At 61.0% G+C, this 15,438-nt stretch carries 12 protein-coding genes; 7 read left to right on the forward strand and 5 right to left on the reverse strand.

What is annotated here, in order from left to right; genetic code table 11:
- Nucleotides 1-27: 27 nt before the first annotated feature.
- The 6 genes from pcaH to pcaC all read left to right on the forward strand — a co-directional run bounded on the left by pcaH (nt 28) and on the right by pcaC (nt 5,409).
- Entirely contained in the window at nt 28-732 is a 705-nt protein-coding gene (pcaH, locus tag LAB08_RS06025; protein ID WP_096513070.1) for a protocatechuate 3,4-dioxygenase subunit beta, read from the forward strand.
- 1 nt (nt 733) lies between these two features.
- On the forward strand, nt 734-1,300 hold the full coding sequence (gene pcaG / locus LAB08_RS06030) for a protocatechuate 3,4-dioxygenase subunit alpha (protein ID WP_096513069.1): 567 nt from the start codon (nt 734-736) through the stop codon (nt 1,298-1,300).
- A 192-nt stretch (nt 1,301-1,492) separates the two neighbouring features.
- A complete protein-coding gene (locus LAB08_RS06035) occupies nt 1,493-2,797 on the forward strand; it encodes an MFS family transporter (protein WP_096513068.1) in 1,305 nt (434 codons plus the stop codon).
- Between the two features lie 43 nt (nt 2,798-2,840).
- Nucleotides 2,841-4,205 (forward strand): 3-carboxy-cis,cis-muconate cycloisomerase, encoded by a 1,365-nt coding sequence (locus LAB08_RS06040; RefSeq protein ID WP_096513067.1) that lies wholly within the window; start codon nt 2,841-2,843, stop codon nt 4,203-4,205.
- 11 nt (nt 4,206-4,216) lie between these two features.
- On the forward strand, nt 4,217-5,005 hold the full coding sequence (pcaD, locus tag LAB08_RS06045; RefSeq protein ID WP_096513066.1) for a 3-oxoadipate enol-lactonase: 789 nt from the start codon (nt 4,217-4,219) through the stop codon (nt 5,003-5,005).
- Nucleotides 5,006-5,016: 11 nt separating this feature from the next.
- Nucleotides 5,017-5,409 carry a 4-carboxymuconolactone decarboxylase gene (gene pcaC / locus LAB08_RS06050; RefSeq protein WP_007976697.1) on the forward strand — a complete coding sequence of 131 codons (393 nt, stop codon included), beginning with the start codon at nt 5,017-5,019 and terminating at the stop codon, nt 5,407-5,409.
- A 136-nt stretch (nt 5,410-5,545) separates the two neighbouring features.
- Here pcaC and LAB08_RS06055 read toward each other — a convergent pair whose 3' ends face one another.
- The 4 genes from LAB08_RS06055 to LAB08_RS06070 form a co-directional block, all read right to left on the reverse strand.
- Nucleotides 5,546-6,805 carry an OprD family porin gene (locus LAB08_RS06055; protein WP_096513065.1) on the reverse strand — a complete coding sequence of 420 codons (1,260 nt, stop codon included), beginning with the start codon at nt 6,803-6,805 and terminating at the stop codon, nt 5,546-5,548.
- A gap of 427 nt (nt 6,806-7,232) precedes the next feature.
- Complete coding sequence (emhC, locus tag LAB08_RS06060; protein ID WP_096513064.1) at nt 7,233-8,693, reverse strand: efflux RND transporter outer membrane subunit EmhC; 1,461 nt, start codon at nt 8,691-8,693, stop codon at nt 7,233-7,235.
- Nucleotides 8,693-11,854, reverse strand: a complete 3,162-nt coding sequence (gene emhB / locus LAB08_RS06065; protein ID WP_096513063.1) for an efflux RND transporter permease subunit EmhB — start codon at nt 11,852-11,854, stop codon at nt 8,693-8,695. The genes emhC and emhB overlap by 1 nt, the downstream gene beginning before the upstream one ends.
- Nucleotides 11,855-11,857: 3 nt before the next feature.
- The gene (locus tag LAB08_RS06070) at nt 11,858-13,015 is read right to left on the reverse strand and encodes an efflux RND transporter periplasmic adaptor subunit (protein ID WP_096513062.1); all 1,158 of its coding nucleotides are present in this window, start codon (nt 13,013-13,015) and stop codon (nt 11,858-11,860) included.
- A 268-nt stretch (nt 13,016-13,283) separates the two neighbouring features.
- On the opposite strand from LAB08_RS06070, the gene emhR reads away from it, so the two are divergent.
- Entirely contained in the window at nt 13,284-13,916 is a 633-nt protein-coding gene (gene emhR / locus LAB08_RS06075) for an efflux system transcriptional repressor EmhR (protein ID WP_096513061.1), read from the forward strand.
- Between the two features lie 457 nt (nt 13,917-14,373).
- On the opposite strand, the gene LAB08_RS06080 is transcribed toward emhR, so the two are convergent.
- Nucleotides 14,374-15,423, reverse strand: coding sequence for an alkene reductase (locus LAB08_RS06080; protein ID WP_096513060.1), 1,050 nt, complete (start codon nt 15,421-15,423; stop codon nt 14,374-14,376).
- Between the last annotated feature and the right edge of the window lie 15 nt (nt 15,424-15,438).

A 15,438-nucleotide genomic window follows, 5' to 3' on the forward strand; every position in this document is an offset into this window, starting at 1 on the left:
AGACTTATAAGAACTGAGGAACGTTTCATGACCGACAAGCCTGGTTACCGTCGCCCGCAGGAAGGCACCCAGCCTGCGTACCTGCACCCGACCTACCAATCCACCAACCTGCGCTCGCCGTCCAAGCCCTTGGTGTACCTGCCGCATTCGTTGTCGGAAATCACCGGGCCGACCATCGGCGCCGAGCGTGTCAGCGAGAACGACAACGACCTGACCGCCCAGCACAAGGGCGAGCCACTGGGTGAGCGCATCATCATTCACGGCCGCGTGCTGGATGAAAACGGCTTGCCGGTGCCAGGAATTCTGGTGGAGATCTGGCAGGCCAACGCCGCCGGTCGCTACAACCATGCCCGCGACCTGCACGACGCGCCGCTGGACCCGAACTTCACCGGCACCGGTCGCACCGTGACCGACGCCGATGGCTGGTACCAGTTCCAGACCATCAAGCCCGGCGCCTATCCGTGGGGTAACCACCACAACGCCTGGCGCCCGGCGCATATCCATTTCTCGTTGTTTGGGCCGAGCATCCTGACGCGCCTGGTGACGCAGATGTATTTCCCGGGCGACCCGTTGCTGGCGTACGACCCGATCTACAACTGCGTGCCCGATACCAGCGCCAAAGAGCGACTGATCGCCAGTTTCGACCTGGAAAAAACCATCCCTTCCTATGCCCTCGGTTATCGCTGGGACATCGTCTTGCGCGGCCGCGACGCCACGCCGATGGAGAAATAAGATGACGCTGACTGCCACCACGTCCCACACCGTCGGGCCGTACTACCACATCGGCCTGACCTGGCTGAACCGTGAAAACCTGACCGTCGAACAAACCCTGGGTGAGCGCGTGGCGATCTCCGGGCAAGTGGTCGACGGCAACGGCGATGTCGTCAACGACGCGATGCTGGAAGTCTGGCAGGCCAACGCCGCCGGCAAGTACGACCACCCCGAAGACGATCAGGACAAGCCCCTGGATCCGCATTTCGAAGGGTTCGGCCGGGTGCCGGTGGATGCCGAAGGGCGTTTCCGTTTCACCACGATCAAACCGGGCACGGTGGAAGGCCTCAAGGGCACGACCCAGGCGCCGCATCTGGTGGTGCTGGTGTTTGCCCGTGGCCTGGTCAAGCACCTGCTGACACGGATTTACTTCGAGGGTGACGCGGCGAATGTGAACGATCCTCTGCTGGAATGCGTGCCGGCCGAGCGTCGTGGCACTTTGCTGGCGAAGCAGGATGCGAGCGGTGTGTACCAGTGGAATGTGATTCTGCAGGGTGCCGATGCTGAGACGGTGTTTTTCGATTATTGAGAACAGCGTAAATCCTTGTGGGAGCGAGCCTGCTCGCGAAAGCGGCGTGTCAGTACCATCAATGCTGAATGACACACCACATTCGCGAGCAGGCTCGCTCCCACAGGGGGAATGATGTGGCAGATCTATCTGTGGAACGGGACTGTTGCAAAGTATGTCTAGACTCTCACTGTCCCCATTGAGTGAAAAACAATGACAACACCAACCGCTTCACCCGCGCTATATACCGGCGAAGAGCGTAGAAAACGGATCTTTGCCATTGTCGGCGCCTCGTCCGGCAACCTGGTCGAATGGTTCGACTTCTATGTCTACGCCTTCAGTGCGCTCTATTTCGCGCCGGCCTTTTTCCCTTCCGACAACCCCACGGTGCAGTTGGTCAATACCGCCGGCGTGTTTGCCGCCGGGTTTCTGATGCGACCGATTGGCGGCTGGATTTTCGGTCGGTTGGCAGACAAGCACGGGCGTAAGAATTCGATGGTGATCTCGATTCTGATGATGTGCTTCGGCTCGTTGCTGATCGCTTGCCTGCCGACCTACAGCAGCATCGGGATCTGGGCGCCGATTCTGTTGCTGTTCGCACGTTTGCTCCAGGGCCTGTCGGTCGGTGGCGAGTACGGCACCACCGCCACCTACATGAGTGAAGTCGCCCTCAAGGGGCAGCGCGGTTTTTTTGCTTCGTTCCAGTACGTGACGCTGATTGGCGGGCAACTGCTGGCGGTGTTGGTCGTCGTGATCCTGCAACAGTTCCTCAGTGAAGACGAGTTGCGTGCCTACGGTTGGCGGATCCCGTTCGTGGTAGGGGCCATGGCGGCGCTGGTTTCGCTTTATCTGCGTCGTTCGCTGAAAGAAACCTCCAGCAAGGAAATGCGCGAAAACAAGGATGCCGGCAGCATCGGTGCACTGTTCCGCGACCATAAAGCCGCATTCATCACTGTGCTCGGTTACACCGCAGGTGGTTCGCTGATTTTCTACACCTTTACCACGTACATGCAGAAGTACCTGGTGAACACCGCCGGCATGCCGGCCAAGACCGCCAGCTACATCATGACCGGCGCGCTGTTCCTCTATATGTGCATGCAACCGGTTTTCGGCATGCTCGCCGACAAGATTGGCCGGCGTAACTCGATGTTGTGGTTCGGTGCCCTCGGTACGCTGTGCACCGTACCGATTCTGCTGAGTTTGAAAACTGTCGGCAGCCCGTTCCTGGCTTTTGTGTTGATTACCCTGGCCTTGGCGATCGTCAGTTTCTACACCTCCATCAGTGGCCTGGTAAAAGCCGAAATGTTTCCGCCCGAGGTGCGTGCACTGGGTGTCGGCCTGGCGTATGCGGTAGCGAATGCGATCTTCGGCGGTTCGGCGGAATATGTGGCCTTGAGTCTCAAGGCCGTCGGCATGGAAAACGCCTTCTACTGGTACGTGACGGTGATGATGGCGGTGGCGTTCCTGTTCAGCCTGCGCTTGCCGAAACAGGCCGCGTATCTGCACCACGACCTTTGATCTTTACGCGGGCCTGACCGGCCCGCGCTTCCAGGGACTGTTTATGAACCATCGACCGGGCAATCAATTGTTCGATGCCTATTTCACTGCCCGCGATATGCGCGACGTGTTCTGCGATCAGGGCCGGGTCCAGGCCATGCTCGATTTCGAAGCGGCGCTGGCCCGGGCCGAAGCGCGGGTCGGCCTGATCCCGCAGTCTGCCGTGGCGCCCATCGAAGCGGCGTGTCAGGCCGGGCATTTCGACTTTGTCGCCCTCGGCGAAGCGATTGCCACTGCCGGCAACTCCGCCATTCCGCTGGTCAAGGCGTTGGGCAAACAGATTGCAAGTAAGGATGCCGAAGCCGAACGCTATGTGCATTTGGGCGCGACCAGCCAGGACGTGATGGACAGCGGCCTGGTGCTGCAATTGCGCCGGGCGCTGGAACTGATCGACGGCGATCTGGCGCAGCTGGGGCAAACCCTCGCCAGTCAGGCTCAGCGTTATGTGGCTACGCCGCTGGCCGGGCGCACCTGGCTGCAGCATGCGACGCCGGTCACCCTCGGCATGAAAATCGCCGGATGGCTGGGGTCGGTGACCCGCAGCCGCCAGCGCCTGCAAGAACTCAAGCCGCGCCTGCTGGTGCTGCAATTCGGTGGCGCGTCCGGCACCCTCGCAGCGCTGGGCGAACAGGCGATGCCGATTGCCCGGGCGCTGGCCGAGGAGTTGCAACTGAGCTTGCCTGATCAACCCTGGCACACCCAGCGGGATCGCCTGGTGGAGTTCGGTTCGGTGCTCGGGTTGATCGCCGGCAGCCTTGGCAAACTCGGACGCGACATCAGCCTGTTGATGCAAACGGAAGCGGGCGAAGTGTTCGAGCCGTCGGCGCCCGGCAAGGGCGGTTCTTCGACCATGCCGCACAAACGCAACCCGGTGGGCGCGGCGGTGCTGATCGGCGCGGCCACCCGTGTACCCGGTTTACTCTCGACCCTGTTCAGCGCCATGCCGCAGGAACACGAACGCAGCCTCGGCCTGTGGCATGCCGAGTGGGAAACCCTACCGGAGATTTGCTGCCTTGTGTCCGGCAGCCTGAAGCAAGCGCTGTTGGTGACCCAGGGGCTGGAAGTGGACGCCGGGCGCATGGCCCGCAACCTTGATTTGACCCAGGGCCTAGTGCTGGCCGAGGCGGTGAGCATCGTCCTGGCGCAACGGGTCGGGCGCGACACCGCGCATCACCTGCTGGAGCAATGCTGCAAACGCGCCGTGGCCGAACAGCGCCATCTGCGCGCGGTGCTCGGCGACGAACCGCAAGTGACTGCCGAGCTGTCGGCGCAAGAACTCGATCATCTGCTGGACCCCGCCCATTACCTCGGTCAGGCCCGTACCTGGGTCGAGCGAGCGGTGGCGGAACATTCTGCATTGACTGCCTGAAGGAGAATGCTGTGGCTTTTGTACAACTCGCCGAGGGCGAACTGCACTACCAAATTGAAGGACCGGTCGATGCGCCGGTGCTGGTGCTGTCCAATTCCCTGGGCACCGATCTGCACATGTGGGACGCACAAATTCCGGCGTTCACCCAGCATTTTCGCGTGCTGCGTTTCGACACCCGTGGTCACGGCAAATCGTTGGTGACACCGGGGCCTTACAGCATCGATCAACTGGGCCGTGACGTGCTGGCGCTGCTGGATGCGTTGCACATCGAACGGGCGCATTTCTGCGGACTGTCCATGGGCGGACTGATCGGCCAGTGGCTGGGCATCAACGCCGGCGAGCGCCTGAACAAACTGATCGTGTGCAACACCGCAGCGAAAATCGGCGATCCATCGATCTGGAACCCGCGTATCGAAATGGTGCTGCGTGATGGTCAGGCGGCCATGGTTGCCCTGCGCGATGCGTCGATTGCCCGCTGGTTCACCCCGGATTTTTCCGAGGCCAACCCGGCGGCAGCCAAGCAGATCACCGACATGCTGGCGGCCACGTCGCCTGAAGGCTATGCGGCCAATTGCGCGGCGGTACGCGATGCCGATTTCCGCGATCAATTGTCCTCGATCAAGGCGCCGCTGCTGGTGATCGCCGGTACTCAGGATGCGGTCACACCGCCGTCCGGCGGGCATTTCATCCAGGAGCACGTACCGGGTGCCGAGTACGCCGAGTTCTATGCCGCGCACTTGTCCAACGTTCAGGCCGGCGCTGACTTCAGCGAGCGCGTGCTGGCATTTCTGCAGGCTTGAGGGGAAATTCCGTGGACGAGAAACAACGTTACGATGAGGGCATGAAGGTCCGTCGCGCCGTACTGGGCGATGCTCACGTCGACCGCAGCCTGACCACCCTGACCGAGTTCAACTCGGAGTTTCAGGAAATGATCACCCGCCATGCCTGGGGCGACATCTGGACCCGCCCGGGCCTGCCGCGCCACACCCGCAGCCTGATCACCATCGCCATGCTGATCGGCATGAACCGCGAGGGTGAGCTCAAACTGCACCTGCGCGCCGCCGCCAACAATGGCGTCAGCCGTGGCGAGATCAAGGAAGTGATCATGCAGAGCGCGATCTACTGCGGCATCCCGGCGGCCAATGCGACCTTCCACCTGGCCGAGTCGGTGTGGGATGAGTTGGGGGTTGAATCGCGGGAGTGATTCTGGCGAATTGCGGTGCCTGATCTGACGCCATCGCGGGCAAGCCCGCTCCCACAAGGTTTTGTGTAATGCTCTAATTTTGGAGCACATACAGAACCTGTGGGAGGGGGCTTGCCCGCGATGACGGCAGTGAGAGTTACAGCAGGCTGATCGGGTAGCTGATGATCAGGCGGTTTTCGTCGAACTCGTTGTTGCTGTAGTCACGGCGCATGGTTGAGTTGCGCCATTTGACGTTCAGGTCTTTCAGCGCACCGCTCTGCACGGTGTAGCCCAGTTCCGACTCACGTCCCCATTCTTTGCCATCGGTGATGCTGCCGGTGTGTACGTTATCGCCGCTGATGTAGCGGTTCATCAGCGTCAGGCCCGGCACGCCGAGGGCGACGAAGTTGTAGTCGTGGCGCACTTGCCAGGATTTCTCCCCGGCGTTGTCGTAGCTGGAGTTGTAGCTGTCGTTGGCCAGGGTGCCGCCGCTGGTGCCGTTGACCCGCATCCACGGGCTGTCCCCGGTGAGTTTTTGCAGTCCGACGTAGAAGGTGCTGCCGCCATACTTGGCCGAGAGCAGGCCATACATCGTTTTGTTCTCCAGCTCGCCGGCGCGGGCGCTGCCGTCATCCTTGCCGTAGAAGAAACCGAGGTTGGCACCCAGGGTCCAGTCGCCGATGGGCTGGCTGTGGATCACGTTGATGAATTGCTGGCTGTAGATGTCCTTGAGTTCGGCATTCCACAGGCCGATCTGAGTGCGCTTTTCGTTGAACAGGTATTCGCCGCCCTGGAAGTTGAAGCGGTCCGAGGTGAACGCGGCTTTGCCGGTCATCGACATGTCACCCATGCTGCTGTCGTCCCGCGGGCTGTTCTGGCGGAATTGGCCGCCGTAGAGCGTCAGGCCATTGATCTCCTTCGAGGTGATCTGGCCGCCGCGGAAGGTTTGCGGCAGGGAGCGACCGTCGTCGGAGCGCAGGATCGGCAACACCGGCATCCACTCGCCAACCTTCACTTCGGTCTGCGAAAGCTTTGCCTTGAACGCCACGTTGGCACGGCCGAAGTTGTCCGCCGGGCGGCCGTCGTGGTCCAGCGGCAACAGTTGCGTACCGCCGGTGCCTTTGCCGCCGTCGAGCTTCACCGAATACAAACCGAGCACATCCATACCAAAGCCGACGGTGCCCTGGGTGAACCCGGACTTGGCGTCGAGAATGAAACTCTGTGTCCATTCCTCAGCCTTGCCCTGGGCCTTGGTCGGGTTGGTGAAGTTGCGGTTGATGTAGAAATTGCGCAGGTTCAGGTTGACCTTGGCGCCTTCGACAAAGCCTGATTCCTCGGCCTGGGCGGGCAGGGCCGCACCGGCCAGGGACAGGGCAATCAGGCTGGGAACGAAATACTGTGCGGTAGAAGGCGTCATGGGTTCGGGCTCTCTAATTCTTGGGGATGAAACGGGGTGGTGCCGCAGCCGGGGAGGGTGCAGACATGAAGTCGACATCGCTGGGTAAAGCCTGGGGATCAGCCGGACAGGGCAGGGCGCGGGGGCATGGTGTCGAACCTGTTGTTATTGGTTTTGTAGGCCGATGGTGCTGTGAATGTACTAGATGGTTCAATCTGTAAAAGTGGGTTTTGGGCGATTATCGAACGAAAGATGAGTGGGTATGTGTCGTTTGTGCCGGCCCTTTCGCGAGCAGGCTCGCTCCCACAGTGGATCGAGTTCCTTCAGGAAAAATGCGGTCCATTGTGGGAGCGAGCCTGCTCGCGAAGAGGCCAGAACAATCAACACACTTTTCCCGCAGCCAACAAAAAGCCCACCAAAAGGTGGGCTTCGTGTTTTCACAGTGCTATCAGAACAACCGCATCTTCGGCGCTTCTTCTTTCAACGGCTCGTTCTGCGCCGTTTGTTCGTTCCAGCCACCGCCCAGGGCCTTGTACAGGTTGACCGCGCTGACCAACTGCGCCAGACGGTCCGTGATCAGCGCCTGTTGGGCACTGAACAGTTGGCGTTGGGCATCGAGGAAGGTCAGGTTGCTGTCGACACCGATGCGGTAACGACGCTCGGCCAGGCGGTAGTAGTCCTGGTTGGCGCGGACGAAGTCGGTTTGTGCTTCCAGCTGCTGGACATAGGTCTGGCGCGCGGCCAGGCCGTCGGCGACTTCCTGGAAGGCCGTTTGAATGGACTTCTCGTAGTTCGCCACACCGATGTCTTTCTGGATTTTCGAGTAATCCAGGCTGGCGCGCAGGCTGCCGGCGTTGAAGATCGGCAGGTTGATCTGCGGCTGGAACAGCCAGGTGCCCGAACCGCCCTTGAACAGACCGGACAGGTCCGGGCTCAGGGTCCCGGCGTTGGCTGTCAGGCTGATGCTCGGGAAGAATGCAGCGCGCGCCGCGCCGATGTTGGCGTTGGCGGCCTTGAGGTTGTACTCGGCTTGCAGGATGTCCGGACGACGGTGCAGCAAGTCCGACGGCAGGCCGGGCGGAACGTCGCTCAGCAAGTCGTCGTCAAGCGGCTTGGCCGCTTGCAGGTTAGCCGGGACACCGGTGCCGAGCAGCAGCACCAGGCTGTTTTCATCCTGGGCAACCTGGCGGGTGTACTTGGCCAGTTGCGCACGGGCGTTTTCCACCGAGGTCCGCGACTGCGCCAGGTCCAGGGCCGAGGCAACTCCCACTTCGTTGCTGCGGGCGGTGAGCTTGTAGCTCTCCTCGAACGTGGCGAGGGTGTCCTGGGTCAGCTTGTACAGTTCCTTGTCGGCCTGCCAGGTCAGGTAGGCATTGGCCACGCTGGCCACCAGACTGATCTGGGTGCTGCGCCGGCCTTCTTCGGTGGCGAAGTACTTCTGCAGCGCTTCTTCACTCAGGCTGCGAACCCGACCGAACAGGTCGAGTTCATAGGCGCTGATACCGACGGTGGCCGAGTAGGCGCTGACGATGCCCGACCGACCTGTTTGCGAGGAGTTTTCCGGAATCCGTTGACGGCTGCCGGAGCCATTGGCCGAAACGGCCGGGAACAGGTCGGCGCGCTGGATGCGGTATTGAGCCGCAAAAGCGTCGATGTTCAGGGCCGCGACACGCAGGTCACGGTTGTTTTCCAGGGCCACCTGAATCAGCTGCTGCAATGCCGGGTCATGGAAAAACTGCTTCCAGCCTTGTTCGGCAGCGGCCTGTGCGGGCGCCTGGGCCGGCGAATACGCCGGGCCTTGCGGGTATTGTTCTGCCACCGGCGCGTCCGGCCGCTGATAATCAGGTATCAACGAGCAGCCACCGAGCACGAAGGCGGCGACTGCCAGGGAGAGTAGCGACTTGCTCATTAGCCAGCCTCTTTAGAAGGTTCAAAGGCAGCGTCCTGGTCGGCGACTTTGCGCTGGCCCATGGACGATACAGTGACGAAGAACAGTGGGACCCAGAAGATCGCCAGCACGGTGGCGGTGATCATACCGCCAATCACACCGGTACCGATCGCATGCTGGCTACCCGAGCCTGCGCCCGTGGATATAGCCAGTGGTACCACACCGAGAACGAATGCAAGCGAGGTCATGATGATCGGTCGCAGACGCATGCGGCAGGCTTCGATGGCCGCATCGCGCAGGCTGCGCCCTTGTTCGTGCAGTTCCTTGGCGAATTCGACGATCAGAATGGCGTTTTTCGCCGCCAGGCCGATGGTGGTCAACAGGCCCACCTGGAAGTACACGTCATTGGACAGGCCGCGCAGGCTGGTGGCCATCAGTGCCCCGATGATCCCCAGCGGTACCACCAACATCACCGCAATCGGGATCGACCAGCTTTCATACAACGCCGCCAGACACAGGAACACCATCAGCAGCGACAGGGCGTACAACGCAGGCGCCTGGGAGCCGGACAGACGTTCCTCGTAGGACAGGCCGGTCCAGGAAATACCGACACCCGCCGGCAGTTTCTGGGCAATGGCTTCGACCTCGGCCATGGCTTCACCGGTGGAATAACCTGGCGCCGGGGCACCGAGGATTTCCATCGCTTCCACGCCGTTGTAACGGGCCAGCTTCGGCGAGCCGTAGATCCATTCACCCTTGGCGAACGCCGTGAACGGCACCATGGTCCCTTCGCGGTTGCGCACGTACCACTTCTGCAGGTCTTCAGGGCTCATGCGTGCACCGGGGCGGCCTTGTACGTATACCTTCTTCACCCGACCGCGGTCGATGAAGTCATTGACGTAGCTACTGCCCAGGGCAATCGACAGGGTGTTGTTGATGTCGGCGATGGTAATGCCCAGGGCACTGGCCTTCTCGTCATCGATTTCCAACTGGTATTGCGGTTCGTCGTTCAGGCCGTTCGGACGCACCTGCGTCAGCACTTTGCTCTGCGCGGCCATGCCCAGGAACTGGTTACGGGCTTCCATGAGCTTGTTGTGGCCAATACCGGCGCGGTCTTGCAGGAACACGTCGAAACCGGTGGCGTTACCCAGCTCGAGTACCGCCGGTGGCGCAAAGGCGAACACCATGGCGTCACGGAAGGTGAAGAAGTGCTGTTGGGCACGGGCCGCCACCTTGAACACGTTGTTGTCGGCGTTTCGCTCGTGCCACGGCCTGAGCATGATGAACGCCATGCCCGAACTCTGGCCACGGCCGGCGAAGTTGAAGCCGGTCACGGTAAACACCGAGTTCACCGCATCACCCTCACCGCCATCCTTGCCCGGACGCAGCAGGAATTCACGCATCTCGTCAACGACCACCTGGGTACGCTGGGCCGTCGAACCGGCCGGGGTCTGCACCTGGGCAAACAGTACGCCCTGGTCTTCTTCCGGCAGGAACGCCGTCGGAATGCGGGTGAACAGCCAGATCATGCCGACCACGATGATGATGTAGGCCAGCAGGTACGGGGCCTTGCGCGCCAGCATGTTGCCCACGCCGCGCTCATAGCTGCGTACGCCACGGTCGAAGTTACGGTTGAACCAGCCGAAGAACCCGCGTTTCGGTGTGCCATGCTCGCCTTTCGGAATCGCCTTGAGCATGGTGGCGCACAGCGCCGGGGTGAAGATCAGTGCCACCAGTACCGACAGGGCCATGGCCGAGACGATGGTGATCGAGAACTGCTTGTAAATCACACCGGTGGAACCGCTGAAGAACGCCATCGGCAGCAGTACCGCCGAGAGCACCAGGGCGATACCGACCAGAGCGCCCTGGATCTGCCCCATGGATTTCTTGGTGGCTTCCTTGGGCGACAGGCCTTCTTCGCTCATTACCCGTTCGACGTTTTCCACCACGACGATGGCGTCGTCCACCAGCAAGCCGATGGCCAGCACCATACCGAACATGGTCAGGGTGTTGATGCTGAAACCGGCGGCGGCGAGGATGCCGAACGTACCGAGCAATACCACCGGCACGGTCATCGTGGTGATCACGGTGGCGCGGAAGTTTTGCAGGAACAGGAACATCACCAGGAACACCAGCACGATCGCTTCGACCAGGGTTTCAACCACACCCTTGATCGACTCGGTCACCACCGGCGTGGTGTCGTACGGGAACACCACTTCCATCCCTTGCGGGAAGAATGGCTTGAGGTTGTCGATGGTCTTGCGCAGGGCTTTTGCCGTGTCGAGGGCGTTGGCACCGTTGGCCAGTTTCACCGCCAGACCGGAAGCCGGGGCGCCGTTGAACTGGGCGTTGATGCTGTAGTTCTCGCCACCCAGGCCAACGTCGGCGACATCCTTGAGGCGAACCTGGGAACCGTCCTTGTTGACCTTGAGCAGGATCTTGTTGAACTGCTCGGCGGTCTGCAAGCGGGTCTTGCCGATGATGGTCGCGTTCAGCTGCGTGCCGGGCATGGCAGGCAGGCCACCGAGCTGGCCGGACGAAATTTGCACGTTTTGCGCGGCGATCGCGGTTTTGACGTCGATCGGGGTCAGGTTGTAGTTGTTTAACCTGGCCGGGTCGAGCCAGATACGCATGGCGTACTGGGAACCGAACACCTGGAAGTCACCGACACCGGCGGTCCGCGAGATCGGGTCCTGCATGTTCGACACGATGTAGTTGGACAGGTCGTCCTTGGTCATGCTGCCGTCACGCGACACCACGCCGATCACCAGCAGGAAGTTCTTCACGGCCTTGGTGACGCGGATACCTTGCTGTTGCACTTCTTGCGGCAGCAGCGGGGTGGCCAGGTTCAGCTTGTTCTGCACCTGAACCTGCGCGGTATCGGAGTTGGTGCCTTGCTCGAAGGTCGCGGTGATGGTCATGGTGCCGTCGGAGTTACTTTCCGACGAGACATAACGCAGGTTGTCGATACCGTTGAGTTGTTGCTCGATTACCTGCACCACGGTGTCCTGCACGGTCTGCGCGGAAGCGCCCGGGTAGGTCACGGAGATGGCGATCGCCGGTGGCGCGATGCTCGGGTATTGGTTGATCGGCAGTTTGAGGATCGATAGTGCCCCGACCAGCATGATCACCAGGGCAATTACCCAGGCGAAAATCGGACGGTCGATAAAAAATTTCGACATGGTTTACTCCCCTTTGCCGGCGGAAGCCTGTTCAGCTGCTTTCACGGGGGCCGGGTTTATTGCGCCAACGTTGGTCGCCTCACTGGCCTTGACTTCGACGCCAGGTTTGACGAATTGCAGTCCTTCAGTGATCAGGCGATCGCCGGCTTTCAGGCCGTCTTCGATCAGCCATTGGTTGCCGACGGTGCGGCTGGCCTTGAGCTGACGCAGTTCGACCTTGTTGTCGGGGCCGACGACCAGCGCGGTCGGGGAACCTTTGAGGTCGCGAGTCACGCCTTGCTGCGGGGCCAGGATTGCCGCGCTGTTCACACCGGCCTTCAGCTGGGCGTGCACGAACATGCCGGGCAGGAGTGTGTGATCAGGGTTCGGGAACACGGCACGCAGGGTCACCGAACCGGTGGTCTGGTCAACCGAGACTTCGGAGAATTCCAGCTTGCCTTCCTGCTGGTACTGGCTACCGTCCTCAAGGGTCAGCTTGACCGCCGCAGTATTGTCGCCGGCCTTTTGCAGACGGCCGCTTTCCAGCTCGCGGCGCAGCTGCAACAGCTCGACCGAGGACTGGGTGACGTCGACATAGATCGGGTCAAGTTGCTGAATGACCGCCATCGCTTCGGTCTGGCCGTTGCTGACCAATGCGCCTTCGGTCACCGAAGAGCGACCGATACGGCCGGTCAATGGCGCGTAGACCTTGGTGTAGCGCACGTTGATCTGCGCCGTTTGCAGCGCGGCTTCCGATTGCAGGCGGTTGGACACGGCGGTGTCGTACTCCTGACGGCTCACCGCTTGCTCGTTGACCAGTTGCTGGTAGCGGTCGGAGATCGATTTGGTCGAACGCAGGTTGGCTTCGGCGCTTTTCAGGGTCGCTTCATAGACCGCCGGATCGATCTGGTACAGCTGCTGGCCGGCCTTGACCTCGCCGCCTTCCTTGAACAGACGCTTGAGAATGATGCCGTTGACCTGCGGGCGCACTTCGGCGATGCGGAACGCGCTGGTGCGGCCCGGCAGTTCAGACGTCAACGTAAACGTTTGCGGCTGCAGGGTGACGACGCCGACCTGAGGCGGTGGTGCGGCCGGTGCCGCTTCTTCCTTTTTGCATCCACTGAGCAGTGCAGCAAGGGCGACGGCGGCGACCAGAGCGGTAACAGCTGGCTTGAATTGCATGAAAATCCTCGGGTCAGGCGCGAAACAAACGCACAAGAAAAGATGGAAGGTTTAAAAAATGGGTGCCGGGTGGATAAGTAGCTTGCTAAGGAATATACTTACATTCACGGTTGTTTGTAAATACCTTGGCTGTGTATCCTCGCCGTTACAGAGGCCGTCGCAAGGTTGGAATTGTAAGCCCGGGGACGATACCCAAGAGCGTTCACCCCGCATTTATTCAGCTGATATTCAGACATCGCTGAAGCATCCTGATTGAGGTTGTACTGCCATGGTTCGTCGCACCAAAGAGGAAGCTCAAGAAACCCGCAGCCAGATACTCGAAGCGGCCGAAAAAGCCTTTTTCGAGCGGGGCGTGGCTCGTACGACGCTGGCGGACATCGCGACCCTGGCCGGTGTTACCCGTGGCGCCATCTACTGGCATTTCAGCAACAAGGCCGATCTGGTGCAGGCCATGCTCGATACCTTGAAGGAGCCCCTTGATGAGCTGGCCAAGGCCGCCGAGAGCGAAGACGAACTCGACCCACTGGGTTGCATGCGCAGGCTGCTGATTCATTTGTTTCATGAAGTTGCGCTGGATCCCAAGACCCGGCGTATCAACGAGATTCTGTTTCATAAGTGCGAATTCACCGATGAAATGTGCGACCTGCGCCAGCAGCGGCGCGCGGCCAGCCTTGAATGCAACTCGCGGATCGGCCTGACCCTGCGTAATGCCGTGAACCGTGGCCAGTTGCCGGAAGATCTCGACACCGCCCGCGCCGCTATCAGCATCCATGCCTATATAGACGGCCTTCTGTACCAATGGTTGCTCGCGCCCGACAGCTACGAACTGCACACCGAGGCCGAACGATGGGTCGATACCGGGCTGGACATGCTGCGTTTCAGCCCCAGCCTGCGTAAATGAAACAACATGCGTACTCGGCGTCGTGTGTGTCAACCGTCGAGGCCTTGGATGAACGGTTCTTCATGCGCTCCACCGCAGAAGGGTGCTTTTATATACTTACGTTTGACAGGTTGACAGGTAGCAAGCTCAGTATTTTGTAGGGATTTTGTGTCGCCCCCCTGTAGGAGCGAGGCTTGCCCGCGAAGGCGGCCTACGAGCCGACCTGATTTTGCAGATGTATTCGAATCCCTGTGGGAGCTGGCTTGCCGGCGATGGCGGCCTGATAGCCGACCTGATTCCCCGAATGTACTCTTCCCCCTGTAGGAGCGAGCCTGCTCGCGAAAAACGTCCCGACAACCCGGTCATCCAGACAGGGCGCGTTATCGTTGACGCCCATCGCGAGCAGGCTTGCTCCTACGGAAACGCAAAAGCCCCGGCTCTTTCGAGTCCGGGGCTTTTGCGTTTCAGGGGCTGACGATTACAACGTCGGATAGTCGATATAGCCGACCGGACCCTTGCCGTAGAACAGTTCCGGACGCGCTTCGTTCAGCGGCGCATCGGCCTTCAAGCGAGCCGGCAGGTCAGGGTTGGCGATGAACGGCACACCAAAGGCCACCGCATCAGCCTTGCCGGCCGCCAGCCAGGCATTGGCGCTGTCCTTGGTGAAACGCTCGTTGATGATGTACGGGCCGCCGAAGGCTTCCTTGAGTTGCGCACCGAGACTGTCGGCGCCTTCTTTCTCGCGGGAGCAGATGAACGCGATGCCGCGTTTGCCCAGTTCACGAGCCACATAGGTGAAGGTTTCGGCCAGGTTGTCGTCGCCCATGTCATGGGAGTCGGCACGCGGGGACAGGTGCACACCGACACGGCCGGCGCCCCAGACTTCAATCGCTGCATCGGTCACTTCCAGCAACAGGCGCGCACGGTTTTCCAGGGAACCGCCGTATTGGTCGGTGCGTTGGTTGGTGCTGCTTTGCAGGAACTGGTCGAGCAGGTAGCCGTTGGCGCCGTGGATTTCCACGCCGTCGAAACCGGCGGCCTTGGCGTTTTCGGCACCGACGCGGTAAGCATCGACGATGTCGGCGATTTCAGCGGTTTCCAAAGCGCGTGGGGTCGGGTAGTCGGCCAATGGGCGAACCAGGCTGACATGGCCTTTGGGCTGGATGGCGCTTGGGGCGACCGGCTTTTCGCCGTTCAGGTACGACTCGTGGGAAACCCGGCCGACGTGCCACAGTTGCAGGAAGATTTTGCCGCCCGCGCCGTGGATTGCTTTGGTCACGTTGGTCCAGCCGCGCACTTGATCGTTGGACCAGATGCCCGGGGTGTCCGGGTAGCCGACGCCCATCGGGGTAACCGAGGTGGCTTCGCTGAGGATCAGGCCCGCCGAAGCGCGTTGAACGTAGTACTCGGCCATCAGCGCGTTGGGTACACGGCCTTCGTCGGCGCGGCAGCGGGTCAGCGGGGCCATGATGATGCGGTTGGCCAGTTCGAGGTCGCCCAGTTTGATCGGATCGAAAATAGTCGTCATTTAATAGCTCTCTTA

The sequence above is a fragment of the Pseudomonas izuensis genome, assembly GCF_002356535.2.
Classification (GTDB): Bacteria; Pseudomonadota; Gammaproteobacteria; order Pseudomonadales; family Pseudomonadaceae; genus Aquipseudomonas; species Aquipseudomonas izuensis.

Coding starts and splice junctions, on each gene's coding strand:
- pcaH (WP_096513070.1), top strand. CDS start 28: ATGACCGACAAGCCTGGTTACCGTCGCCCGCAGGAAGGCACCCAGCCT.
- pcaG (WP_096513069.1), top strand. CDS start 734: ATGACGCTGACTGCCACCACGTCCCACACCGTCGGGCCGTACTACCAC.
- LAB08_RS06035 (WP_096513068.1), top strand. CDS start 1,493: ATGACAACACCAACCGCTTCACCCGCGCTATATACCGGCGAAGAGCGT.
- LAB08_RS06040 (WP_096513067.1), top strand. CDS start 2,841: ATGAACCATCGACCGGGCAATCAATTGTTCGATGCCTATTTCACTGCC.
- LAB08_RS06055 (WP_096513065.1), bottom strand. CDS start 6,805: ATGACGCCTTCTACCGCACAGTATTTCGTTCCCAGCCTGATTGCCCTG.
- emhC (WP_096513064.1), bottom strand. CDS start 8,693: ATGAGCAAGTCGCTACTCTCCCTGGCAGTCGCCGCCTTCGTGCTCGGT.
- emhB (WP_096513063.1), bottom strand. CDS start 11,854: ATGTCGAAATTTTTTATCGACCGTCCGATTTTCGCCTGGGTAATTGCC.
- LAB08_RS06070 (WP_096513062.1), bottom strand. CDS start 13,015: ATGCAATTCAAGCCAGCTGTTACCGCTCTGGTCGCCGCCGTCGCCCTT.
- emhR (WP_096513061.1), top strand. CDS start 13,284: ATGGTTCGTCGCACCAAAGAGGAAGCTCAAGAAACCCGCAGCCAGATA.
- LAB08_RS06080 (WP_096513060.1), bottom strand. CDS start 15,423: ATGACGACTATTTTCGATCCGATCAAACTGGGCGACCTCGAACTGGCC.